Origin of the sequence: Rhodoferax sp. GW822-FHT02A01 (assembly GCF_038784515.1) — a bacterium.
Classification (GTDB): Bacteria; Pseudomonadota; Gammaproteobacteria; order Burkholderiales; family Burkholderiaceae_C; genus Allorhodoferax.
The window spans coordinates 2,956,264-2,979,687 of the sequence record NZ_CP152376.1 but is presented as its reverse complement, the minus strand read 5'-3'; the positions used below and the strand labels follow the sequence as shown (position 1 = coordinate 2,979,687).

The window sequence follows — 23,424 nt, the reverse complement described above, 5'->3', positions numbered from 1 at the left end:
GAAAGCTTTGGCAAAGGAAAGTAACCAATTAATGCTGCGCCAAGCCGCATTCGTTGTTGAGGTGCAACATTGCATAACCCAAGGCTCATTGCTGCGCCGCAACGCAACTTCTAATACACTTATCGGCAACCTGCGTAAAGGTAAAACTATGGACACTCTGTTTATTGCTGCCGACTCAGCGCTACGCACCCTCTTTGCCAAACCCCGCGCCAGCGCATCGTGCGAAACCTTGCCAGAAGGGCCGTCCGAATTGAATGACGCGGAGCGCCGCAAGGCCGCCGGGTTGATGCGCGTGAATCACGTCGGAGAAATTTGTGCACAGGCGCTTTACACAGCGCAGGCGCTGTCAACTTCCAATCCAGATCTGCGCCAGCACTTCAACAAGGCCAGTGCCGAGGAAGTTGACCACCTGGCCTGGACTGCCGAGCGCCTGCAGGAGCTGGGCTCGCGACCTTCGGTACTCAACCCACTGTGGTACGCAGGTGCATTCGGATTGGGTTTGCTGGCTGGGCGCTTGGGTGACCCGATCAGCCTGGGTTTCGTGGTGGAAACCGAACAACAGGTAGGGGCACACTTGCAAAGCCACCTGGAAGCGCTGCCCGCCGGTGACCACGCGTCACGCGCCATCGTCGCCCAAATGGCCGATGACGAGCTGCGCCACGCGCAGCAGGCTCAGGCTGCTGGTGCCGTTGAGTTGCCTTGGCTTGCCAAGCAAATGATGCGCTCGGCAGCCAAAGTCATGACCACGGTCGCCGCGCGCATCTGATTTAGCAAGAGGTCAAACCTCCACCAATTCGAAGCTGGTGGTGATTGCAGCAGTCTTGGCCAGCATGATGCTGGCCGAGCAATACTTTTCATGGCTCATGGCGATGGCACGCTCCACGGCAGCGGCGGGCAGACCTTTTCCACTGACGGTGAAGTGCATGTGGATCTTGGTGAATACCTTGGGATCCACTTCGGCACGTTCTGACGTCAGTTTGACGCTGCAGCCCTGCACATTGTGTCGACCACGCTTGAGGATGAGTACCACGTCATAAGCCGTGCAACCACCCGTGCCCGCCAGCACGGTCTCCATCGGGCGAGGCGCCAGATTCTGGCCGCCATTCTCCGGCTTGACAGGATCAGGTGCGCCATCCATCACGATGGTGTGGCCACTACCGGTTTCCGCGACAAAACCCATGCCCGAGCGCGTTGCCAAAGCCCCTGTCCAACTTACTGTGCATTCCATGAATGGTTCCTTTCAAATTGCCCCGCGCGGAGCAAAATTTCCGTGCCTATAATGGGTACAGGAGTTTACCCACGATGTCCCATTCCCCGCTCACCAGCCTGTCACCGGCTGATTACCTCAAGAAAATCCTGACCGCGCGCGTCTACGACGTTGCCAGCGAAACGGCACTGGAGCCCGCGCGCAACCTGAGCCGCCGCTTGCACAACACCGTGCTGCTCAAGCGCGAGGACCAGCAGGCGGTACGCAGCTTCAAGCTGCGTGGCGCCTACAACAAGATGGCCCATCTCAGCTCCGAGCAGCTCAGCAAGGGCGTCATTTGTGCATCGGCAGGAAACCATGCGCAAGGTGTGGCTCTGAGCGCCAGCAGGCTGGGCACCAGGGCCGTGATCGTGATGCCAACCACCACACCACAAGTCAAGGTCGATGCCGTGCGCGGCTTTGGTGGTGAGGTCGTGCTGTTTGGCGACAGCTACTCCGATGCCTACGGCCATGCCGTGATGCTGGAGAAGAAGGAGGGCCTGACTTTTGTGCACCCCTTTGACGACCCGGATGTGATTGCTGGCCAGGGAACGGTCGCCATGGAAATGCTGCGCCAGGTGCAGACGCTGGGCGCAGACAAGGCGGCCAAGGCCGGCAATAAGGACCGCGTCAAGGACAGCAGCGGTTTGGATGCGGTGTTCGTTGCCATAGGCGGAGGCGGCCTGATCTCGGGTGTGGCCAATTACATCAAGGCGGTGAACCCGCGCATCAAGGTCATCGGCGTACAGATGAATGACTCCGATGCCATGCTGCAATCGGTGCAAGCAAAGAAGCGCGTTACGCTGGACGATGTGGGCCTGTTCTCCGACGGCACAGCCGTCAAGCTGGTAGGCGAAGAAACGTTCCGCATCGCCAGCGAATTGGTGGACGAATACATCACGGTGGACACAGACGCCGTGTGCGCAGCCATCAAGGACATCTTCATTGATACCCGCAGCATCGTAGAGCCGGCTGGTGCCATGGGTGTGGCTGCCATCAAGCAATACGTCGCCCGACACAAGACCAAGGGCGAGACGTACGGCGCCATCCTGTGCGGCGCCAATATGAACTTTGACCGCCTGCGCTTTGTCGCCGAGCGCGCCGAAGTGGGCGAGGAGCGCGAGGCGCTATTTGCCGTGACGATCCCCGAAGAGCGTGGCAGCTTCAAGCGCTTTTGCGCCCTGATTGGCGAACTGCCTGGCACAGCACGCAGTGTGACCGAGTTCAATTACCGCATGAGTGACTCGGCCAAGGCACATGTGTTCGTTGGTCTCACCACCCACGGCAAGGGCGAATCCACCAAGATTGCGGCCAATTTCAACAAGCATGGCTTTGAAACCCTGGACCTGACGCACGATGAACTGGCCAAAGAGCATGTGCGCCACATGGTGGGAGGTCACTCGCCACTGGCTGATGATGAGCGCCTGCTGCGCTTCGTGTTTCCTGAACGTCCGGGCGCGCTGATGAAGTTCCTGAGCCTGATGCGCCCGGGCTGGAACATCAGCCTGTTCCACTACCGCAACCAGGGCGCAGACTACGGCCGCATCTTGGTGGGGCTGCAAGTGCCACAGGCCGATAACAAGGCCTTTGCCAAGTTCCTGCAGACGCTAGACTACCCCTATGTGGAAGAGACCGACAACCCGGTCTATCGCATGTTCCTGCAGAGTTGAAACGAGGCAAACAACACCATGGGCATCAATCTCGACGGGCGACTGGTGGTGGCAATTTCCAGCCGCGCCCTGTTTGACTTTGAAGAAGAAAACCTGGTGTTCGAGCAGAGTGACGATCGCGCCTACATGCAGCTGCAGCGCGAGCGACTGGACATACCTGCCAAACCCGGGGTGGCATTCTCTCTGGTGAAGAAGCTGCTGGCGTTCAACGAAACACCCTCGCAACGCGTGGAGGTGGTGATCCTTTCGCGCAATGACCCTGTCAGCGGTCTGCGCGTGATGCGCTCCGCACAACACTATGAACTGCCCATCATCCGCTGCTCGTTCACGCGCGGCGAAGCGCCCTGGCGTTATCTCAAGCCGCTGCACGCCAACCTTTTTCTGAGCACGCACCTGAGCGACGTGCGCGCGGCGCTGGCTGCCGGCGTGCCAGCAGCCCAGGTCTACCCCCACTCGGCCCACGCCAGTGACGCCCATCCCGGCGAAGTGCGCATTGCGTTTGACGGAGACGCCGTGCTGTTCAGCGACGAAGCCGAACAGGTGTACCAGAGCGAGGGGCTCAATGCCTTCCAGAAGCACGAGATGGACAAGGTCACCCAACCCCTGCCCGACGGTCCGTTCAAGCCGCTGCTGGTGGCGCTGCACCGCATGCAGCAGGCCGAGATTCCACATATGCGCATACGTACCGCACTGGTGACCGCACGCAGTGCCCCCGCCCATGAGCGCGCCATCCGCACACTCATGGACTGGAACATCGAGGTGGACGAAGCCATGTTCCTCGGCGGGCTGGACAAGGGTGAGTTTCTGCGCGAATTCGAGCCCGACTTCTTCTTTGACGACCAGACTGGCCACATCGAGTCCGCCGCCCGCCACGTGCCCAGCGGCCACGTGGCCAGTGGTGTGCGCAACGCGGACTAGCCCTTTTTGCTTCGCCGGCAAAGGCACTGCGCGTGTAAAGAAAATTGAAGGTGGTAGACGCCCCTACCGCGCCGGGCGTTGGGATGGCACACTGCCCGCAATACCTAGGGAACGCCTGACATGCCCCAGCAAAACCCCATTGCCTTGCCGCGACGCCACGCAATGCACCGCATGGCCTGCTGGCTTGCCTGGGCCGCTGGGACCACTTCCAAGGCCTGGGCGCAGACCGACAACCCTCTGGACACACAGGCCGCAATCCCCCAGCAAGTCAATGCGCAGCTTGCCGAACAATGGCGTGCGCTGTCCCGCCTGGGATACGGCGCCAGCGCCGCCCTGGTAGCCGACATTCAGTCAGCCCCAAACGCGCGGGCCTGGGCACTGCGACAACTGGATACCGCTCACAATGCCAGCCAATCGGCACCGGCGCTGACTGCTGAACTGCAGGACATCAATGCACCGCTGCCAGAGATATTCGAAGGCGCACAGCGTGAGCGTCAGGCCCGGGCCAGCATCAAGGCGGGCACTGACCTCGTTGGCAAGGGTGCTGCCAGCGAAGGCATGCACCAGCGGCTGGATTTTTCCACTTCACCAGAAACGCAGAACTTCAACCGCACCATGGTTGAAAAGACGGCCGTCTGGCGCCTGCAAGCCTGCAGCCAGTCCGAGCTGGAAAACCCGTTGCTGGCGCGCATGACCGAATTCTGGTTCAACCACTTGAACGTCTATATCGGCAAAGGCCCGGTGCGCCCCTTCGTCGGCCACTACCTCATCCACGTTGCACGTGCGCATGCGCTGGGCACTTTTGAAAACCTGCTGCTGGCCAGTGCCCGCCACCCTGCCATGCTGCATTACCTCGACCAGGCCCAAAGCGTGGCCGAAGGCACACGTGGTGCGCAAGGCAACACCCGCGGGCTGAATGAAAACTACGCGCGTGAACTGATGGAGCTGCACACGCTGGGCGTGGACGGCGGCTACAGCCAGACCGATGTGCGGGAATTGGCCAAGGTGCTGACGGGCTGGACTGTGGGGCCCACGTCGTCGGACGGGTTTCGCTTTGTCATGCGATGGCATGAAGGCGGCAGCAAGAGGGTCATGGGCCACGTCTATCCCGACGGCTTTTTCGGCCGCGGAGAGGCCGAAGGCGTTCAGGCCATCCGCATGCTGGCAAGGCACCCCAGCACTGCGCACCGCCTCAGTCTGCGGCTGGCGCAATTCTTTGTCGCTGACACGCCCAGCCCCGAGCTGGTCCAACGGTTGAGCCAAAGTTTCATCGACAACAAGGGCGATATCAAACGCTGGATGCAGACGCTGATCGAGTCCGAGGAATTCTGGGATGCTTCCAACCGCTTGTTCAAGACGCCGATGGACTTCGCCTGCTCTGCACTGACTGCCACACAGGGCGCGCAGGACCGCAAGAATCTGCTGCTCACCCTTGGCTTCTTGAACAACGCCGGCCAACCATTGCACGGCTGGCAGACCCCCGACGGATACAAGACGGATGCTGCCACCTGGCTGGCTCCCGAGGCGCTCACGCGCCGCGCCGACTATGCCCTGCAATTGGCCAGACACAGCGAGGACGTCGACTTTCTGCAGCCCTATTTCAGCCTGGCTACGCTACAGACCGTGGCTGCGCAGCGTGCGGGCCTGCGCAACGGACTGCTGCTGGCCAGCCCGGACTTCATGTACAAGTGAGCGCAAACCACGCCATGTCTCCCATCGATACATACGCGCTACCGCGCAGAAATTTCCTGGCTACGCTGGCTGCAGCCGGCAGTGCCTGGGCCGCCCCAGCATGCTGGGCGCAGAACAGTGCGGCAGATGCCAGTGGGCGGCTTGTCGTGGTGTTCCTGCGCGGTGCCTATGACGGTCTCTCCGCATTGGTACCGCATGGCGACAGCAACTACTACGCGCTGCGGCCTTCGATAGCCATTGCCGCACCCGACGGCAACGGGCTAGCCGCGATCCGGCTGGACAGCACCTTTGGGCTGCATCCCGCACTTGCGCCCTTGATGCCACTTTGGCAGCAAGGCGTGCTAGGCGTGATACCCGCCGCCGGCTCACCCGATCCCACACGTTCCCACTTCGATGCCCAACACCACTGGGAAACCGGCTTGCCCGGTCATGGCGGTGCTGCCAACGGCTGGATGAACACCTTGGCCTCCCTGCGTACCAACGCCCCTGCAGCGGATGGAAAAGCACACGCCATCGCATTGGGTGTGGGAGAAGCCAATCCACAAATCCTCTCGGGCGGCGCGCCGGTGCAACTGGTTCCGCGCGGTCAGGCGGCTACGCGCCAGGGTGCGCTGGGCGACAGCCGCACACGCGATGCCGTGATGCAACTCTACGCAGGGCAGGACAGACTGTCCCAGGCCTTTCGCGCCGGCGCGGACAGCCGCATGCAGACAGCGCAGACACTGAACGCCGACATGGCAGACCCAGCCATGGCAAGCAAGGAAATGCTGGCCGCCAACAACGGTGCCGGATCGGCCCAAGGCCTCTTGCTGGATGCCCAGCATCTGGGCACGCTGATGCGACAGGACCGGCGTCTGCGGCTGGGTTTTCTGTCGGCGGGCGGCTGGGACACCCATGCCAACCAGGGCTCCGCTACCGGGACGCTGGCCAACAACCTGGGCAATCTGGCCGCCACCCTGACGCAACTGCGGCGCGATTTTTCGCAGTCCGGCGACGTAGTGGTGGTGTGCAGTGAATTTGGCCGCACAAGTGCCGAAAACGGCACTCGCGGTACCGACCACGGCCATGGCAATGCGCTGTGGATCATGGGCAACCAAGTGCAAGGCGGGCGTTGGCACGGTAACTGGACCGGTCTTGCGCCGGGCAATCTGCATGAAGGTCGGGACCTGCCGGTGCACCATGATTTCAGGGCCGTCTTTGCACAGATTCTTCGCCGCACCCAAGGCCTGGGCAATGCAGAGCTGGACCGGCTCTTTCCCGGATTCTCCTGGGACAGCAGCCTCGACAGGCTGCTTCAGGGCTAGGGCCGGCCGGCACGGCGATGCCGCTGCGCTGCGGCTACCATCACGTTCACGCATTCACAGGTACGCAAGGCATGTCCAATTCAACCGATAACAAGAACCTCACTACCACCCAACCGAACACATTGGCCGCCAAATGGGCTGCCACCCGCCAGCAAGCCCAACGGGTGTGGGCGCTCTCCAAGCCCTACTTTTCTTCGGACCAGAAGTGGAAAGCGCGTGGTTTGCTGGCCGCCATCGTGGCGCTCAATCTGGGCCTGGTGTACATGAACGTGCTGTTCAACGACTGGAACAAGCTCTTCTATGACTCGCTGCAGGACAAGAACGCAGCAGTGTTCTGGGAGCAACTCGGGCGCTTCACCTACCTGGCCTTCGCCTTCATCGTGATTGCCGTCTACAAGTTCTACCTGTCCCAGTTGCTGGACATGCGCTGGCGCGCCTGGATGACCACGCACTACCTGCAGCGCTGGCTGAGCAACCAGGCGTTCTACCGTTTTGAGTTGTCGCGCTACGGTGCGGGCAACGCGGAAGGCGTTGCCTCCAAGAATCCCGACAACCCGGACCAGCGTATCCAGGAGGACATAGGCCAGTTCACCGGCCAGACCCTGTCGCTCACCATGGGCCTATTGAATTCAGTGGTCACACTGGGCAGCTTTGTCGGCATTCTGTGGACGCTGTCTGGCGGCTTTGCCTTCAAATTCCAGGGCAGCGAATATGTGATTCCCGGCTTCATGGTCTGGATGGCCGTGGTCTACAGCGTGGCGGGCAGCGTGATCACGCATTACATCGGCAGGCCGCAGATTGCATTGAACTTCCAGCAGCAACAGGTGGAAGCCGACTTCCGCCACCGCATGGTGCGGGTGCGTGAATACAGCGAATCCATCGCACTGGACCGTGGAGAAACCGTGGAGCATGCGCAACTGGAATTGCGCTTTGGCCGCGTGCTGTCCAACTACCTCAACCTGATCCGTGCGCAAAAGCGATTGATCTGGTTCACCAGCTTCTTCGGCCAGGCTGCCGTGGTGTTTCCGTTCCTGGTGGCGGCGCCCCGCTTCTTCAGCGGTGCCATCCAGCTGGGTGAGCTGATGCAGATTTCCAGTGCGTTCGGCCAAGTACAGGGCGCCATGAGCTGGTTTGTGGACAGCTACAGCGGGCTGGCCGCGTGGCGTGCCACCACCGATCGTCTGACCACCTTTGAAGAATCCTTCAATAAGGTCATGCCGGTCACCGCGGCAGCACCGGCGGTCTCGGACGTGGCCGTACACACCAGTGACCTGGGAGTGGCACTGCCGACGGGCGCAATTTTGCTGGCCCACACCCCTTTGCAGGTGGGTGCGGGTGACACGGTTCTGCTGACCGGCCCCTCGGGCAGCGGCAAGTCCACCCTGTTTCGCTCACTGGCGGGTATCTGGCCTTTTGCCACGGGGCGCGTGGAGCGTAGCGAAGACACCATGTTCCTGCCCCAGCGACCGTATATCCCCGACGGCCCCTTGCGCGACGCCTTGGCCTATCCGCAGGCGGCGGCCAGTTTTGCGGACGCGGCGCTGCAACAGGCATTGCAGGACGCCATGCTGCCCCATTTGGCAACGCAACTGGACCGTTCCGATGCCTGGAGCCAGAAGCTCTCGGGCGGAGAGCAGCAGCGCCTGGCCTTTGCCCGCGTCCTGCTGAAGAAACCCAAATGGGTGTTTGCCGATGAGGCCACCAGCGCCTTGGACACGGCGGCAGAAACCTCGCTGTACCAGCGGCTGACCGCCTTGGTGGCAGCACGCCATGGCGGCCTGGTGTCCATCGCCCACAGGCCGGGCGTGGCGGCATTCCACCACAGGCACTGGGCGCTGGAACCTCAGGCCGAGGGTGCCGAGGCCTTGTTCAAGCTGTCCGAAAAAGCCGCATAGCCCTTGGCGCGCAGCACGCAGGCCGGGCATTCGCCACAGCCATAACCCCAGGCCTGGCGATGCGTGCGGTCGCCCAGATAGCAGGTGTGGGTGTGCTCCACGATCAGGTCCACCAGCGCCTCACCACCCTGCGCCACGCCCGACTGTTCGCCCAGACTGCGTGCCAGCTCCCAGGTCTGGGCCTTGTCTATCCACATCAAAGGGGTTTCGATCAAAAAGCGCTGATCCATTCCCAGGGAGAGCGCCAATTGCATGGCTTTCATGGTGTCATCGCGGCAATCGGGGTAGCCGGAGTAATCCGTCTCACAAACGCCGGTGACAATGACCTGCAACCCGCGCCGGTAAGCCAGTGCCGCCGAAAGCGTCAAGAACAGCAGATTGCGCCCAGGCACAAAGGTGTTGGGCAAACCATTGGCCTCCATCTTGAAGGCCATGTCGCGCGTCAGAGAGGTCTCACTCACCTTGCCCAGTACCGACAGATCAAGCAGATGGTCTTCGCCCAGCCGGCCGGCCCACTGCGGGAACTGCAAACGCAACTCGCGCAGCACGTTCAAGCGGGCGTCCAGCTCCACATGGTGGCGCTGACCATAGTCAAATGCCACGGTCTCGACGCGTTCATAACGGGACAGGGCGTGGGCCAGGCAGGTGGTGGAATCCTGACCGCCGGAAAAAAGTACAAGGGCTGTTGTATGCATAGCCGCCATGGTAGACCACGGCAGACCGAGCTGCCGGCAAGGCCTAGATCTTCTCGTTCTTCTTGATCTTGGTGGGCTGGTAGGTGAGCACCTGCTTGGCCAAATCGCCTGGCGTCTGGGCAGGCGTCGTCGGCGTGTTGGGCGTCAGGGCCTGGCTCACCTGCTCCACGGTCACCGCACTGGCGCTGGCGTTCCACATGGACTTGAGATGGTCCATGAGCACTTGCGAAATGGGTTTGGGCGGAGGATCTTCCTTCTTCTCGGCGGCTGGACGATGGATAGTCCAGTCGTGTGGAGAGCCTTGTTTGGAGCCGTTTTGACTCACCGGGTCGGGCACGCTGGTATAGGTGACCTCCCCTTCGTTGGGCTGCAACTGCGGTCCCGCTGCCTGCAAGGCGGGGTTCACATGGTTCACCACGCTGGGTGTGGGCTCCAGCGGCGGACTGGCTTCTACGCTCGGGTTGACCGGAGGAACCGGAATGACGACACCGGTCCTGGACAACACCGAATCCGCAGCCGAAGGCCGAGGATTGAGGGTTCGTTCAATGGATGGTAGCGACACGTTGTTTCGGGCTCTAGGCCCCTCCGGTTACTTTTGGTAGTTGACGTACGTTTCATAACGGCAGATTTAGGGGGTAATTTAGGCCTATTTTCAAAAAGTTGAAAAATATTTTGAGAACGACCGTTCGCAACATGGGGGACGTACCCTACCGGTACGCCCTTCCCTGCTGACAAATAAGCCCGGTGGAGCGGGTGTCGCGTGCGGCTTTACAGTGCCTTGCGCACCAGCGCGCCGGAAAAAAGATAAGGCAGCCTGGGGCCCTGGCTTTGCGGCACACCGCCCCGGCTTTCGACACTGATAGCCAAGCGGCTCGCATTTGTGAGCGCTTGCTCACCGATTTCCAGACGAGGGGTCTTGATGGTGCTTTGCACCACGCCCAATGACGCGGGGGTACCGCTGGTGGGCAAGGCCCATAGCTGCATGCTGTCTTCACGCCCTTCCAGCACAGCGTTGAGCCGCTGCAGCTGCAATACGTTCTCACCAGCCATCTGGGTGACCAGCATGGCTGGCTCGCCCTTGTCGTCCAGCAGCACGGCGACGTACTGAAGCTGCGCCGTCTTCTGCACTTTTTGCTGCAGATCATGAATCTGTGCAACGAACTGCTCGAACATGCTGATGCCAGCGGCGATGCCTACCGCCAGCAGCAGCATCAGGGCAATGGCGCCGGCACGCCAATACGCGCCGGCACGTGTCGTTGGTGCCGGATTAGCGGACATGCATGGTCCCGGTATCCACGAAGCGTTGGTGCCAGGACAGGGCTTCAGTCAGCAGATGGGGGGTGTGCTTGCCCCCCTTGCTGGCCAGCGAGCGTTCAAAGTAGTCCTGCAGCGCCGGCTTGAAGTCCGGATGGGCGCACTTCTCGATGACGCGGCGGGCACGCTGCGTGGGGGACAGGCCGCGCAAGTCGGCAAGGCCTTGTTCGGTCACGATGATCTCCACGTCATGTTCGGTATGGTCGGTATGGGACACCATGGGCACGATACAGGAAATCGCCCCGTCCTTGGCGGTGGAAGGCGTCATGAAGAACGACAGATAGGCATTGCGGGCAAAGTCGCCCGAGCCGCCAATGCCGTTCATGACGCTGGTGCCCATGATGTGGGTGGAGTTGACGTTGCCGTAGATGTCTGCCTCGATCATGGCATTCATGGCGATCACGCCCAGGCGACGTATCAATTCCGGGTGGTTGCTCACCTCCTGCGGCCGCAGCACGATGCGCTCACGGTAGAAGGCGATGTTGTCATTGAATTCCTTGAGCGCAGTGGGGCTGAGCGACAGCGCAGTGGCCGAGGCCATGGACAGCTTGCCGGACTTGAGCATTTCCAGCATGCCGTCCTGCAGCACTTCGGTATAGGACGTCATGTTCTCAAACGGCCCCTTGTTCAAACCGGAGAGCACCGCATTGGCAATGTTGCCCACGCCGGATTGCAGCGGCAGCAGTTCCTTGGGCAGGCGGCCCTGCTTCACCTCGTTGTTCAGGAAGTCAAGAATGTGGTTGGCAATGCGCTGCGAGTTTTCATCGGGCGCCGCAAAGGCGCTGTTGCGGTCCGGCTGGTGGGTGTTGATCACCGCGACCACCTTGCTCCAGTCGCACTCCAGGTACGGTGCGCCGATACGGTCACCAGCGCTCACCAGCGGAATCGGCTGGCGCTCGGGCGGCAGGCGCGTGCCGTAGTAGATGTCGTGCATGCCTTCGAGCCCCGGGTTCTGCAGGCTGTTGACTTCCAGGATGATCTTGTCGGCCAATTGCAGCCAGGTCTTGTTGTTGCCGATGGAAGTCGACGGGATCAGCTTGCCATCCGGGCGCACACCGGCAACTTCGACCACCGCCACATCCAGCTTGCCCAGAAAACCGAACCATGCCAGCTGCGCCACATGCGAGAGATGGATGTCGGTGTACTGCATTTGTCCGGCGTTGATCTGCTTGCGCACGGTGGGGTCGGACTGGTAGGGCAGGCGCATGCTGATGCCGTCTGCCGCGGCCAACACGCCGTCCAATTCGGACGCAGTGGAGGCGCCGGTCCACAGGCCGATGCGAAATTCTTCACCGGCTGCGTGCAGTTTCTTGATGCGCGCTGCCAGCGCGCCCGGTACCAGCTTGGGGTAGCCGGCACCGGTAAATCCACTCATCCCAACGTGCGCACCAGCAGGAATGAGCTCCGCAGCCGCTTCTGCCGACATGGTTTTGGACGCGATGATGGAAGGATCAAAGGAGGAACTGGTCATGACGTGGATTGCTTGATAAGGGAGGCTGCGCTGCGCGCGACTGCGGGAGTTTACCAGTCCGGATTGTTGATATTAGGGTTTGCCCTAGGTTACAGTTCAATGAGCTCCACCGAGCAAACCGATTGGGACCGCTGCTCAGCCCAAGCACCGCCCAGCAGTATTTCAGTCACACTTCCAGGGAAATTCATGTCCGTGTCCCCTTCCGCCATGCCTGCACGCCTTCCCCGCGCTCCTGCTGTCAGCACCAAGACCCTTGCCGGTATTGGATTGCTGATCGCAGCCGTGGCCTGCTTTGCGGTGCTGGACACCACCACCAAGCGGGTGACGCTGGAGGTGCCGCTGCTGATGGCCATCTGGGCTCGCAATTTTTTCCAGGCGCTGCTCACCACCGCCTTGGTGATTCCCAAGAAAGGCATGTCTGTATTCAGGACCGACAACCTGGGAATGCAGGTTGCCCGTGGCTTGCTGATAACCATGGTCACCTTGCTGGCATTTGCCAGTCTGCGCGTGATGCCAGTGGGCGAATTCACCGCCATCGTGATGACCACCCCGCTGCTGGTGACCCTGCTGGCAGCGCGCCTGCTGGGCGAGCATGTGTCCATCTTCCGGGTTGTCCTGGTCACCGGCGGCTTCATTGGCACGGCCATCATTGTGCGACCCGGTGGCGATGCGGTGAGCTGGAACAGCTGGGCTATGTTGCTGCCACTGGGACTGGTGATTGCCAACGCGGCGTTCCAGTTGCTGACCAGCAAGCTGACGCGCACCGAATCAACCCTCACCACCCAGTTCTACACCAGCTGGGTCAGCCTGCTGGTAACCAGCGTGCCGCTGTACTGGGCCTGGACCACCCTCAGTGACGTTCACCTGTGGCTGGGATTGGCTCTGATGGGCGTGGCCGGATCGGTAGGACACCTGCTGATGATCATGGCCTTCGAGCGCTCGCCCGCCGCAACGCTGATGCCTTATATGTACATGCAGATCGGGTTTGCCATGCTGGGCGGCTGGATCATGTTCGACCACATTCCCGACCACATGTCGCTCATCGGTATCGGGCTGATCGCGCTGTGCGGCACGGCAGGCGGTCTGCTGACGCTGCACGAGGCACGGTTGCGGCGGCTATAGGTCCGCGTCGTCAGGCTGCAGGTCCACGCCACTCATGGCGGCGATCAGCTCCGGCAGCATGGGCACCATGGTTTGCGAGCCGCCCATCTGCACCGCCAGGCCAAAGGCGTTCTTGACTGCGTTGCCCATGCTGTTGGCCACACCGGCATCGTCGGCCATGGACTCCAGGTAGCGCAGGTCCTTGTAGGCATTGGTGAGTGTGAACTTGTGCGCCTCCTTGTTGCCGCGCAGCGTGTACTCCATGAAGGTCTGGTAGAACAGGTTGTCCATGCGGCCGCCACGGATGACCGAGTCGAACATGGCGGGCGTGATGCCCACCGCCTGCGCCAGGGTCAGGGCTTCCGCATACAGCGCGGCGTAGCCCAGAGACACAAAGTTGTTGATCAGCTTCATGCGGTGGCCGGTGCCGGGACCGCCCAGGTGCACGATGCGCCCGGCAAAGGTTTGCAACAGCGGCTCCACCCGTGCAAAGACTTCCGGGTCCGCACCGACCATGGTGTCCAGTGTTCCTGCCCAGGCTTCCTTGGGTGTGCGGCTCAAAGGCGCATCGACCAGATGCACGCCTACCGCCTGCAACTCCGCCTGCAGGGCATTGGTGGAGACCGGGTCCGACGTGGAGCAATCCACCACCACGCTGCCTGGTGCCAGCCCGGCCTTGAGCCCTTGTGGCCCGCGCACAATGGCCTCCACATCCTTGGATCCGGTGACGCACAGGAACACCACCGACGCGTTGCGCGCGACCTCCGTGGCTGATGCGCGCAGGACGGCACCGCGGCGCTGCAAGTCTGCCGTGGCCTCGCTGGGCTTGCGGGCATAGATGGACAGCGCAAAGCCCTTGTCCACTAGGTTCTTGGCCATGCCATGGCCCATCAGGCCCAGGCCGATGAAGCCGACAGTTTCTTGCGTCATGGTGTGTGGTGCTTTCGTGGCAAAGGGTTTACCAACCGTGGTGAACCCAGGGTTTGGCGTATTGCTCATATACCGTTTGCACCGCCTGCATCTGCGCATCGGTGAAGGCGGGCAAATCGGCGGCGTGAACGTTGTCTTCCACTTGCGCCGCACGCTTACCGCCGGGAATGGCACAGGTCACCGCCGGGTGCATGGTGATCCAGCGTAGGGCCCATTGCGCCATGCTCATGCCCGCGGGCACCAGCGGACGCAGGGCTTCGACGGCAGCCAGGCCCTTGGCGTATTCCAGGCCGGAAAAAGTCTCACCCTTGTCGAACTGTTCGCCGTTGCGGTTGAACAGGCGGTGGTCGTCTGCTGCAAAGGTGGTCTGCGCCGTCATCTTGCCGCTGAGCAGTCCCGAGGACAGTGGCAGCCGCGCGAGGATGCCCACGCCCTTGCGCTGCGTCTCCTTGAAGAGCAGGTCTGCCGGGCGCTGGCGCAGCATGTTGAAGATGATCTGCACACTTTGCACGCCAGGGAACTCGATGGCCTTGAGAGCCTCTTCCACCTTCTCCACGCTCACGCCATAGTGACGCAGCTTGCCCTCACGCTGCATTTCGTCCAATGCATCAAACACCTCGGGCATGTAATACACCGGTGTGGGCGGGCAATGCAGTTGCAGCAGGTCCAGTGCCTCGGTATTCAGGTTGGTCAGGCTGCGTTCCACAAAGGCGCGCAGGTTCTCACGGTTGTAGCCACCGGCCACATGCGGGTTGAGACGACGCCCGGCCTTGGTGGCCACGTAGAAAGGCTCGCTGCGCTCCTTGCGCAGGCGGGCAATCAAGCGTTCGCTGCGGCCGTCGCCATAGACATCGGCCGTGTCGAAGAAGTTCACGCCCATGTCCAGCGCCTTGTGCAGCGCGCCCATGGATTCGGCGTCGTCCACGTCGCCCCAGGTGCCACCAATGGCCCAGGCGCCAAAGCTGATGGTGGAGATGTTCCAGCCGGTGCGGCCAAGAGGTCTGTATTGCATATTCAAGTTCTCTGTTGGAATCGGTGTGCGATGGCACCCAGTCGTGTGCCGTCAAGGGTGGGCGATGATAGTGCCAGCAGCCAGGCACGGCGCAGTAACCACGCAACAACCACGGCATTGAGCAGGTTGAATGCAATGCCATTCAGAAATGCGGCACGGTAGGAGCCGGTCCAATCGAAGATGGCACCCGACATCCAGCCCCCCAGCGCCATGCCAAAGAGCGTGGCCATCAGCACCGTGCCCACCCGTGCGCCAGCCTGGCCGGGTTGGCAATATTCGCGAACGATGAGCGCATAGCATGGCACGATGCCGCCCTGGAACAGCCCGAACAGGCCGGAGATCACATACAGCGGCACGAGACCCTTGAAGGGCAGGAACAGCAACAAGGCCAGCATCTGCAGGAGCGAACCGATCAACAGCGTGATCAAACCGCCCAGGTGGTCCGACAGCCAGCCCGACACCAACCGGCTCACAATGCCGGCACCCAGCATCAGCGACAGCATCTGCGCGCCCTGCGTGGCGCCCAGCCCCAGGTCGGTGCAATAGGCCACGATATGGACCTGCGGCATGGACATGGCCACGCAACACGACAGACCCGCAATGCTCAGCAACCCCGTGAAGAGATTGACGTTCAGGTTCAGAGGCCGGTCGGGCACCGCACTGGCAGCCGTTGCAGCATGGCCCGCGTGCGGCGCGCGTGTCACTACGGGCGGCCGGCGCTTGAGCACCAACGCCAGCGGCAACATGCTCGCCAGACAAAAGAATCCGATGGCCGAATAGGCAGAACGCCAGCCCCAGAGCTCCACCAGATGCTGCGCCACCGGAGGCCAGACAGCACCGGCCACATAGTTGCCGCTCATGCAGATGGCCAGCGCAATGCCGCGCCTGCGTGTGAACCACTGCGAGGTGTCGGCTACCAGCGGCGCAAATGTGGCAGAACTGCCCAGCATGCCAATGAGCAAGCCTTGGGCCAGATTGAACTGCCACAGGTCGTGTGCCGAACCGGCCACCAGAAAGCCCGAACCCAGCGCCACGCCTCCCAGCAACACCGGCACCATCACGCCAAATCGGTCCGCCAGCCGACCCATGAGAATGCCGCCCACGCCAAACCCCACCAATGTCATGGCGTATGGAAACGAAGCTTGCGCGCGCCCCACGCTAAATTCCTGCTGGATGCGTGGCAGCACCACGGTGATGGCGTACATGCCGCTGCCGCCGATGGTCATCAACGTCAGCGAAACCAGCAGCCGCAGCCAGGCGTAGGCTGATTCGCCCTGCGGCTGGCTTATGGCTTCACCACGACCCGGCCGCGTACCTTGCCCTGCAGCAGCTCTGCGGCCACGCCAATGGCTTGCTCCAGGCTGATCTCGGTGGTGAGCGCTTCCAGCTTGGCTACGTCCAGATCACGTGCCAGCCGTGCCCAAGCCTCTTCGCGTTTGGCAAGTGGCGCCATGACGCTGTCAATGCCGTAGAGCGTGATGCCACGCAGGATGAACGGCGCCACCGATGCGGGAAAATCCATGCCCTGCGCCAGACCGCATGCCGCCACGGCGCCGCCATAGCGGGTCGCAGCGCAGGCATTGGCCAGGGTATGGCTACCCACACTGTCCACCACAGCGGCCCAGCGTTCCTTGGCCAGCGGTTTGCCCGGGCCGGAGAGTTCGTTGCGATCGATCACGCTACTGGCGCCCAACGACTGCAGATAAGGCGCCTCTTCCAAGCGACCGGTCGATGCGACCACCGTGTAGCCCAATTTGGACAGAAGAGACACCGCCACGCTGCCCACGCCACCGCTGGCACCGGTCACCAGCACCTCGCCATCGGTGGGGCGCACGCCGTGTTTTTCCAATGCCATGACGCACAGCATGGCGGTATAGCCCGCAGTACCGATGGCCATGGCCTGCCGTGTGGTGAAGGCAGCGGGCAATGCCACCAGCCACTCCCCTTTGACACGCGCAGTCTGAGCCAGGCCGCCGCTGTACGACTCGCCTACGCCCCAGCCGTTGAGGACTACTTTGTCGCCCACCTTCCAGCGCGGGTTCTGGCTGGAATACACGGTGCCGGCAAAGTCGATGCCCGGCACCAGCGGGAACTTGCGCACCACCGGTGATTTGCCGGTGATGGCCAGGCCGTCCTTGTAGTTGAGGGTGGACCACTCCACACCCACCGTCACATCACCGTCGCCCAGCACCGCGTCATCCACGCTTTGCACCGAGGCACCGTAAACACCATCGGTCTTGGTGACCAGAATTCCTTTGAACATGCTTATCTCCTTGTTTTTCTGCGCCCTTGCAGGCCAACACGTCAGGACTTGGCCGCTGCACTCCAGCCACCGCCCAATACCCGGTACAGCGTTGCCTGATTCTGCAGAACCTGCAACCTGAGCTGCAGCTCTGCCTGTTGCGAAGCAAACAGGGAGCGCTGGGCATCCAGCACCTCCAGATAGCTGCTGGCGCCATTCTTGTAGCGCAGCTCGGTCAGCCGGGTTCTTTCGGTCTCAGCCAGGGTCTGGGCCTGTTGCGACTTGAGCTGGTCCCCCAGGGTGGCGCGGCCCGCCAGGGCATCGGCCACTTCACGAAAGGCGGATTGGATGGCCTTTTCGTACTGGGCAACGGCGATGTCGCGCGCGGTCTTGGCCACTGTCAGATTGGCCTCATTGCGCCCGGCATCGAAGATGGGCAGCAACAGCTGGGGCACAAAGCTCCAGGCAAAGGTTCCGTCCTTGAACAGATCCTGCAATTCGCTGCTGACGCTGCCAGCGCTGGCCGTCAACAGAATCTTGGGAAAGAACGCCGCGCGGGCTGCGCCGATATTGGCATTGGCCGCCAGCAACAGTTGCTCGGCCTGGACCACGTCGGGTCGGCGCAGCAGCACCTCGCTGGGCACACCAGTGGGCAGCTCGGGCAATGGCGTGGTGAGCTGCGCACTGCCAGCCACCAGCTCGCTCGGCGCCGCTTGCCCTAGCAGCAGATTGAGCGCGTTCTCGTCGAGCATGCGCTGGCGCGTGGTTTGCGCCAGGCTCACACGTGCGGCTTCCAGCAGCGACTGAGCTTGGCTCAGGTCCAGTTGGGAACTGGCGCCGTTGTCAAAGCGCAGTCTGGTGAGCTTGAAAGACTCTTCCCGGGTCTTGGTGGTTTGCTGCGACAGCTCCAGCAACGCGGTATCCGCCTGCAACGCAAAGTAGGCATTGGCCACGGCGCCGACCAGGCTGATCTGTGCTGCCTTGCCGGCCTCGGTGCTCGCCAGGTATTGCGCAAAGGCGGCATCCGACTGGCTGCGCAGGCGGTCGAACAGGTCCACTTCATAGGACGTGACGAGCAGACCCGCGCTGTAACTGCTGGTGACCGCGCCGGTAGTCGTCGTTCCTCGGGTCAGGCTCAGTCCGGCATTCACCGTGGGCCACCGGTCGGCCTTGCGCACGTCCACTGTGGCGCGCGCCTGCTCCACGTTGAGCAGTGCCACGCGTAGGTCCCGGTTGTTTTCCAGCGCAATGCGGATCAGCTTTTGCAGACGTTCATCGGCAAAGAAGTCTTGCCAGGGAGTGTCTGCTGCCGCGGCGCCTGCCGTGCCTGCAGCTGCAGGAAACTGCGCCGGAACGGGCGCAGCGGGGCGTTGGTAATCGGGCGCCATGCTGCCGCAAGCAGCCAGTGTGGCTGCCACGATGGCCAGGCTTGCGGCCTTGAACGGGAAAGCCAACGACGGGGAAGATTTCATGGCGCGGGTCATACATGGTCCTCCGGGTCCACTGGCACGGGTGCGGCCAGTTCACCTTCCTGCTTTTCATGGGCATACATGCGGCGCTGGCGCTCGCTGCCCTTGAAGATGCGGCGCACCACCACAAAGAACACGGGCGTAAAGAAGACGGACAGCGCCGTGGCGGAAATCATGCCGCCCATCACGCCGGTACCGATGGCGCGCTGGCTGGCAGAACCTGCGCCGCTTGCAACCACCAATGGCAGCACGCCCAGGATGAAGGCCATGGAGGTCATCAGAATCGGCCGGAAGCGCAGGTGCACCGCTTCCAGCACGGCCTCCACCAGCCCCTTGCCCTGCGCATGCAGGTCCTTGGCGAACTCGATGATCAGCACCGCGTTCTTGGCCGACAGGCCGATGATGGTGATCAGGCCGACCTTGAAGTAGATGTCATTCTCCAACCCGCGCAGATGCGCTGCCACGGTCACGCCCAGCACGCCCAGCGGCACCACCAGAATCACGGCAAACGGGATAGACCAGCTCTCATACAGCGCGGCCAGACACAGGAACACCGCCAGCAGCGAGAAGGCAAACAGGATGGTCGCCGTCGAGCCGGAGAGCTTTTCTTCATAGGTCTGCCCCGTCCACTCATAGGCAAAGCCGGGCGGCAGCTGGGACGCCAGACGCTCCATCTCGGCAATTGCCGTACCCGTGCTGTTGCCGGGTGCGGGCTCGCCCGAGATCCGCATGGTGGGGAAGCCGTTGTAGCGGATGGTCTGCATCGGGCCGGTCACCCATTCGGTGCTGGCAAAGGCGGAGAACGGCACGGTCTGGCCGCTGCTGTTGAGCACGTTCAAGCGCAACAGGTCCTCGGGCTGCATGCGCGTGGGCGCATCACCCTGGACCACCACCCGTTGCAGCCGGCCGGCGTTGGGGAAGTCGTTCACGTAGCTGGAGCCCAGCGCGGTGGAGATCACTGCATTGATGGCGGAGAAGTTCACACCCAGGGCGCTGGCCTTGTCGCGATCGATATTGAGCTGCAGCTGCGATGCGTCTTCCAGACCATCGGGGCGCACGGCAGTAAGCACCTTGCTTTGTGCGGCCAAGCCCAGCAGCTGGTTGCGTGCAGCCAGCAGGGCGTCATGCCCATTGCCGCCACGGTCCTGCAGCCGGAAGCTGAAGCCGTTGGAGCGGCCCAGCTCGGGAATGGGCGGCGGGCTCAAGGGAAAGATGAACGCATCGCGAATGCCCATCAAGGCACCGAATGCCTTGCCTGCCAGGGATTTGGCTGCATGCTCGGCGCCGGTGCGCTCTTTCCAGTCCTTGAGCGCCACGAAGCCCAGCGCCGCATTCTGGCCGGTACCGGAGAAGCTGAAGCCCAGCACGCTGACCATGTCGGCCACCTCAGGCTGCTTGAGCATGAACTGCTCGACCTGCGTCATCACGTCGCTGGTGCGGTTGACAGTGGCCCCTGGCGGCAGCTGCACGTTGACCAGGATGGTGCCCTGGTCTTCATTGGGCAGGAACGAGGTGGGCAGCCTGCCGAAGAGGATGACCACGCAGGCAATGATGACGCCGTAGATGACCAAGAAGCGCCCGGTGCGCTTGAGCACGCGCGCCACCAGACCCTCATAGCCATGGGTGGTGCGAGTAAAGCCCCGGTTGAACCAGCCGAAGAAGCCGCTCTTGGCATGGTGGTGCCCGGCCTGCACCGGCTTGAGCAGCGTGGCGCACAGGGCCGGCGTGAACGACAGCGCCATGAAGGCCGAGAACAGGATGGAGCTGAGCATCACCACCGCAAACTGACGGTAGATGTTGCCCACCGATCCGCTGAAGAAAATCAGCGGCACGAACACCGACACCAGCACCACGGTCACACCGATGATGGCGCCGGAGATCTGGCCCATGGCCTTGCGCGTGGCCATCAGCGGGTGCAGCCCCTCGGTACTCATGATGCGCTCGACGTTTTCCACCACCACGATGGCATCGTCCACCACGATGCCGATCACCAGCACCATGCCGAACATGGTCAGCACGTTGATGGAATAGCCCAGCGCCAGCAGCGTGGCAAAGGTTCCCATCAGCGTGATGGGAACCACCAATGTCGGAATGATGGTGTAGCGGATGTTCTGCAGGAACAGAAACATCACCAGGAACACCAGCACCACGGCTTCGAGCAGCGTCTCCACCACCTGGCGGATGGAGATGTCCACGAACTTGGAGCTGTCATAGGGAATGGTGGCTTTCACGCCGGGCGGGAAATAGCGCGAAAGCTCGTCCAGACGTTTGCGTATGGCCTTGGCCGTTGCCAGCGCGTTGCCGCTGGGCGCCAGTTGCACGCCAATGCCGCTGGACGGTTTGCCATTGAGGCGCGCCTGCGTGCCATAGGACTGGGCACCCAGCTCTATACGGGCCACGTCGCGCAGCCGCACGGCGGAGCCGTCCGCATTGGCGCGCAGCACAATGTTGCCGAACTCGTTGGCGGAACTGAGCTGCCCCTTGACCACCACAGCGGCAAAGATCGACTGCCCCGGCACATTGGGCAGATCGCCAATGGTGCCCGAGGTGACCTGCGCGTTCTGCGCGGCAATGGCGCTGTTCACATCCACGCTGGAGAGCTTGTAGCCCACCAGCTTGGCCGGGTCGATCCAGATGCGCATGGCACGCTCTGTACCAAACAACTGCGCCTGGCCGACGCCGGGCACACGCTGGATTTCGGGCAGCACATTGCGCGAGGCGTAGTCACCCAATGCCACCGGGTCGTAGTCCGGGTTGTCGGAGGACAGAATGGTGAACAGCAGGAAGTTGGAGCGCGACTTGTCCACCCGCACGCCGTTCTGTGTCACGGCGGCCGGCAAGCGCGGTGACGCGCGGCTGAGCCGGTTCTGCACATCCACCTGCGCCAGATCGGGATTGGTGCTGGGGTCGTAACTCAGGGTGATGGAGCCGCTGCCATCGGCCTGCGCCACCGACTCCATGTACAGAAGACCGGGCGAGCCATTCATCTCGCGCTCGATCACGGACAGCACGCTGTTTTCCATGGTCTGTGCCGTGGCACCCGGATAGGCCGCCGACACCACGATGGACGGTGGCGCCACCGACGGGTATTGCGCCACCGGCAACTGCGTGATGGCAACCGCTCCGGCCACCACGATGAACAAGGCAATCACCCATGCAAAGATGGGCCGGTCGATGAAGAAGCGCGCCATGTTGCGGGCCTCTCAGGACTTGGCCGTGCCGGAAGCCGCGGCAGCAGGCGCGCTGGCGGCGGGAGCTGCCGGCGCAGCGGAAGGCGGTGTCCAAGGCACGGGTTTGACCGGCGCCTTGCCCTGCATTTTCTGGAAGCCGTCCACCACCACCTGCTCGCCGTCCTTCAGGCCGGAGAGCACCACCCACTGGCCGTCCTTGCCAGAGCCCACCTTGACGGTACGCGTCTCGACCACTCCGTCGGCGCCCACCACCTTGACGCTGTCTCCTTGCGACGTACGCTGCACCGCCTGTTGCGGCAACAGGATGGCACCACCCGCAGCCGCCTGCTGCAACTGGGCCCGCACATACATGCCGGGCAGCAGCACACCCTTGGGGTTGGGCACTTCGGCACGCAAGGTGATCTGACCCGAAGTCGGATCCACGCTCAGGTCGCTGAACAAGAGCTTGCCGGGGATGGGATAGGTGCTGCCGTCGTCGAGCACGATGCGCACCTGAGCCGATTCGGCGCCTCCAGCGGTCTTGAGCTGGCCACTGGCAATGGCTGCACGCAGGCGCAGCACATCCGCCACCGGCTGGGTGAAGTTGATGTACATGGGGTTGATCTGCTGCACCAGCGCCAGTTGCGTAGCTTCGCCCTGCCCCACCAGCGCACCTTCCGTCACCAGGGCGCGGCCAATGCGACCCGAGATGGGTGTGGTCACGGTGGCGTAGCCCACATTGATTTGCGCGGTCTGAATTGCCGCCTTGGCAGAAGCCACATCCGCCTCGGCCAGCTTCTGTGCAGCCACAGCAGAGACCAGGTCCTGTTGACTCACGGCATTGGCTTCTGCCAGCGGTTTGTAACGGTCCGCCTGGGCCTTGGCCTGCGTCAGGTTGGCTTCCGCCCGCGCCAGGCTGGCCTGGGCGCTGGCCAGTGCGGCACGGTAGGGCGCGTCATCGATCTGGAACAGCGTCTGGTTGGCACGCACCTCACTGCCCTCTGTAAAGCGAATGCTCTGCAGAATGCCGGCCGCACGTGCACGCACCTGGGCCACGCGCGAAGCCTCGGTACGTCCGGGTAGTTCGGTCACCAGGCCCACGGTGGTCCGCGCCACGGTCACCACGCCAACCTGCGCGGGCGGTGGTGCCTGGGATGCTCCGGCTGCAGGGGGGGCTGCTGACTGACCACACGCAGCCAGCAAGGCCACCGAGCACAGAACCATCAGAGAAGAGGCAGAGGAGACAGGCCAAGCGCAGGCCACCGCTTTTCGCAATACGGACATCAGAGAACCCT

19 protein-coding genes are annotated in these 23,424 nt (G+C 62.5%); 7 read left to right on the top strand and 12 right to left on the bottom strand.

Features of this window, described 5'->3' with window-relative positions; genetic code table 11:
• Positions 1–148 precede the first annotated feature (148 nt).
• Entirely contained in the window at positions 149–766 is a 618-nt protein-coding gene (coq7, locus tag AAGF34_RS14000) for a 2-polyprenyl-3-methyl-6-methoxy-1,4-benzoquinone monooxygenase (RefSeq protein ID WP_342616342.1), read from the top strand.
• Between the two features lie 12 nt (positions 767–778).
• Here coq7 and AAGF34_RS13995 read toward each other — a convergent pair whose 3' ends face one another.
• Positions 779–1,228, bottom strand: coding sequence for an OsmC family protein (locus AAGF34_RS13995; protein ID WP_342616341.1), 450 nt, complete (start codon positions 1,226–1,228; stop codon positions 779–781).
• Between the two features lie 74 nt (positions 1,229–1,302).
• Between AAGF34_RS13995 and ilvA the strand changes: the two genes are divergently transcribed.
• The 5 genes from ilvA to AAGF34_RS13970 all read left to right on the top strand — a co-directional run bounded on the left by ilvA (position 1,303) and on the right by AAGF34_RS13970 (position 8,725).
• Positions 1,303–2,916: a threonine ammonia-lyase, biosynthetic gene (gene ilvA, locus AAGF34_RS13990; RefSeq protein ID WP_342616340.1), complete on the top strand. Its 1,614-nt coding sequence runs from the start codon at positions 1,303–1,305 to the stop codon at positions 2,914–2,916.
• A gap of 18 nt (positions 2,917–2,934) precedes the next feature.
• Positions 2,935–3,834, top strand: coding sequence for a 5'-nucleotidase (locus tag AAGF34_RS13985; protein ID WP_342616339.1), 900 nt, complete (start codon positions 2,935–2,937; stop codon positions 3,832–3,834).
• A gap of 120 nt (positions 3,835–3,954) precedes the next feature.
• Positions 3,955–5,526: a DUF1800 domain-containing protein gene (locus AAGF34_RS13980; RefSeq protein WP_342616338.1), complete on the top strand. Its 1,572-nt coding sequence runs from the start codon at positions 3,955–3,957 to the stop codon at positions 5,524–5,526.
• A gap of 14 nt (positions 5,527–5,540) precedes the next feature.
• Complete coding sequence (locus tag AAGF34_RS13975; protein ID WP_342616337.1) at positions 5,541–6,830, top strand: DUF1501 domain-containing protein; 1,290 nt, start codon at positions 5,541–5,543, stop codon at positions 6,828–6,830.
• Positions 6,831–6,901: 71 nt separating this feature from the next.
• The gene (locus tag AAGF34_RS13970; protein WP_342616336.1) at positions 6,902–8,725 is read left to right on the top strand and encodes an ABC transporter ATP-binding protein/permease; all 1,824 of its coding nucleotides are present in this window, start codon (positions 6,902–6,904) and stop codon (positions 8,723–8,725) included.
• Here AAGF34_RS13970 and queC read toward each other — a convergent pair.
• The 4 genes from queC to AAGF34_RS13950 all read right to left on the bottom strand — a co-directional run bounded on the left by queC (position 8,674) and on the right by AAGF34_RS13950 (position 12,205).
• Positions 8,674–9,420, bottom strand: coding sequence for a 7-cyano-7-deazaguanine synthase QueC (gene queC, locus AAGF34_RS13965; protein WP_342616335.1), 747 nt, complete (start codon positions 9,418–9,420; stop codon positions 8,674–8,676). The genes AAGF34_RS13970 and queC overlap by 52 nt on opposite strands.
• Before the next feature lie 43 nt (positions 9,421–9,463).
• Positions 9,464–9,982 carry a hypothetical protein gene (locus AAGF34_RS13960; protein WP_342616334.1) on the bottom strand — a complete coding sequence of 173 codons (519 nt, stop codon included), beginning with the start codon at positions 9,980–9,982 and terminating at the stop codon, positions 9,464–9,466.
• A 206-nt stretch (positions 9,983–10,188) separates the two neighbouring features.
• Complete coding sequence (locus AAGF34_RS13955) at positions 10,189–10,698, bottom strand: anti-sigma factor (protein WP_342616333.1); 510 nt, start codon at positions 10,696–10,698, stop codon at positions 10,189–10,191.
• On the bottom strand, positions 10,688–12,205 hold the full coding sequence (locus AAGF34_RS13950) for an acetyl-CoA hydrolase/transferase family protein (RefSeq protein ID WP_342616332.1): 1,518 nt from the start codon (positions 12,203–12,205) through the stop codon (positions 10,688–10,690). The genes AAGF34_RS13955 and AAGF34_RS13950 overlap by 11 nt, the downstream gene beginning before the upstream one ends.
• A gap of 186 nt (positions 12,206–12,391) precedes the next feature.
• On the opposite strand from AAGF34_RS13950, the gene AAGF34_RS13945 reads away from it, so the two are divergent.
• Positions 12,392–13,327, top strand: coding sequence for a DMT family transporter (locus AAGF34_RS13945; protein WP_342616331.1), 936 nt, complete (start codon positions 12,392–12,394; stop codon positions 13,325–13,327).
• Here AAGF34_RS13945 and AAGF34_RS13940 read toward each other — a convergent pair.
• The 7 genes from AAGF34_RS13940 to AAGF34_RS13910 are packed head-to-tail and all read right to left on the bottom strand — an operon-like array spanning position 13,322 to position 23,413.
• On the bottom strand, positions 13,322–14,236 hold the full coding sequence (locus AAGF34_RS13940) for an NAD(P)-dependent oxidoreductase (RefSeq protein ID WP_342616330.1): 915 nt from the start codon (positions 14,234–14,236) through the stop codon (positions 13,322–13,324). The genes AAGF34_RS13945 and AAGF34_RS13940 overlap by 6 nt on opposite strands.
• 28 nt (positions 14,237–14,264) lie before the next feature.
• Positions 14,265–15,248: an aldo/keto reductase gene (locus tag AAGF34_RS13935; RefSeq protein ID WP_342616329.1), complete on the bottom strand. Its 984-nt coding sequence runs from the start codon at positions 15,246–15,248 to the stop codon at positions 14,265–14,267.
• A 2-nt stretch (positions 15,249–15,250) separates the two neighbouring features.
• Positions 15,251–16,474, bottom strand: a complete 1,224-nt coding sequence (locus AAGF34_RS13930; RefSeq protein WP_342621093.1) for an MFS transporter — start codon at positions 16,472–16,474, stop codon at positions 15,251–15,253.
• A gap of 59 nt (positions 16,475–16,533) precedes the next feature.
• On the bottom strand, positions 16,534–17,511 hold the full coding sequence (locus tag AAGF34_RS13925) for an MDR family oxidoreductase (RefSeq protein WP_342616328.1): 978 nt from the start codon (positions 17,509–17,511) through the stop codon (positions 16,534–16,536).
• A 41-nt stretch (positions 17,512–17,552) separates the two neighbouring features.
• Complete coding sequence (locus AAGF34_RS13920; protein ID WP_342616327.1) at positions 17,553–18,962, bottom strand: efflux transporter outer membrane subunit; 1,410 nt, start codon at positions 18,960–18,962, stop codon at positions 17,553–17,555.
• 8 nt (positions 18,963–18,970) lie between these two features.
• The gene (locus AAGF34_RS13915) at positions 18,971–22,150 is read right to left on the bottom strand and encodes an efflux RND transporter permease subunit (RefSeq protein ID WP_342616326.1); all 3,180 of its coding nucleotides are present in this window, start codon (positions 22,148–22,150) and stop codon (positions 18,971–18,973) included.
• Positions 22,151–22,162: 12 nt separating this feature from the next.
• On the bottom strand, positions 22,163–23,413 hold the full coding sequence (locus AAGF34_RS13910) for an efflux RND transporter periplasmic adaptor subunit (RefSeq protein WP_342616325.1): 1,251 nt from the start codon (positions 23,411–23,413) through the stop codon (positions 22,163–22,165).
• Positions 23,414–23,424 lie beyond the last annotated feature (11 nt).

Coding starts and splice junctions, on each gene's coding strand:
- queC (WP_342616335.1), bottom strand. CDS start 9,420: ATGCATACAACAGCCCTTGTACTTTTTTCCGGCGGTCAGGATTCCACC.
- AAGF34_RS13920 (WP_342616327.1), bottom strand. CDS start 18,962: ATGAAATCTTCCCCGTCGTTGGCTTTCCCGTTCAAGGCCGCAAGCCTG.
- AAGF34_RS13970 (WP_342616336.1), top strand. CDS start 6,902: ATGTCCAATTCAACCGATAACAAGAACCTCACTACCACCCAACCGAAC.
- AAGF34_RS13940 (WP_342616330.1), bottom strand. CDS start 14,236: ATGACGCAAGAAACTGTCGGCTTCATCGGCCTGGGCCTGATGGGCCAT.
- AAGF34_RS13945 (WP_342616331.1), top strand. CDS start 12,392: ATGTCCGTGTCCCCTTCCGCCATGCCTGCACGCCTTCCCCGCGCTCCT.
- AAGF34_RS13985 (WP_342616339.1), top strand. CDS start 2,935: ATGGGCATCAATCTCGACGGGCGACTGGTGGTGGCAATTTCCAGCCGC.
- coq7 (WP_342616342.1), top strand. CDS start 149: ATGGACACTCTGTTTATTGCTGCCGACTCAGCGCTACGCACCCTCTTT.
- AAGF34_RS13980 (WP_342616338.1), top strand. CDS start 3,955: ATGCCCCAGCAAAACCCCATTGCCTTGCCGCGACGCCACGCAATGCAC.
- AAGF34_RS13950 (WP_342616332.1), bottom strand. CDS start 12,205: ATGACCAGTTCCTCCTTTGATCCTTCCATCATCGCGTCCAAAACCATG.
- ilvA (WP_342616340.1), top strand. CDS start 1,303: ATGTCCCATTCCCCGCTCACCAGCCTGTCACCGGCTGATTACCTCAAG.
- AAGF34_RS13935 (WP_342616329.1), bottom strand. CDS start 15,248: ATGCAATACAGACCTCTTGGCCGCACCGGCTGGAACATCTCCACCATC.
- AAGF34_RS13910 (WP_342616325.1), bottom strand. CDS start 23,413: ATGTCCGTATTGCGAAAAGCGGTGGCCTGCGCTTGGCCTGTCTCCTCT.
- AAGF34_RS13915 (WP_342616326.1), bottom strand. CDS start 22,150: ATGGCGCGCTTCTTCATCGACCGGCCCATCTTTGCATGGGTGATTGCC.
- AAGF34_RS13955 (WP_342616333.1), bottom strand. CDS start 10,698: ATGTCCGCTAATCCGGCACCAACGACACGTGCCGGCGCGTATTGGCGT.
- AAGF34_RS13930 (WP_342621093.1), bottom strand. CDS start 16,474: ATGACCATCGGCGGCAGCGGCATGTACGCCATCACCGTGGTGCTGCCA.
- AAGF34_RS13975 (WP_342616337.1), top strand. CDS start 5,541: ATGTCTCCCATCGATACATACGCGCTACCGCGCAGAAATTTCCTGGCT.
- AAGF34_RS13995 (WP_342616341.1), bottom strand. CDS start 1,228: ATGGAATGCACAGTAAGTTGGACAGGGGCTTTGGCAACGCGCTCGGGC.
- AAGF34_RS13925 (WP_342616328.1), bottom strand. CDS start 17,511: ATGTTCAAAGGAATTCTGGTCACCAAGACCGATGGTGTTTACGGTGCC.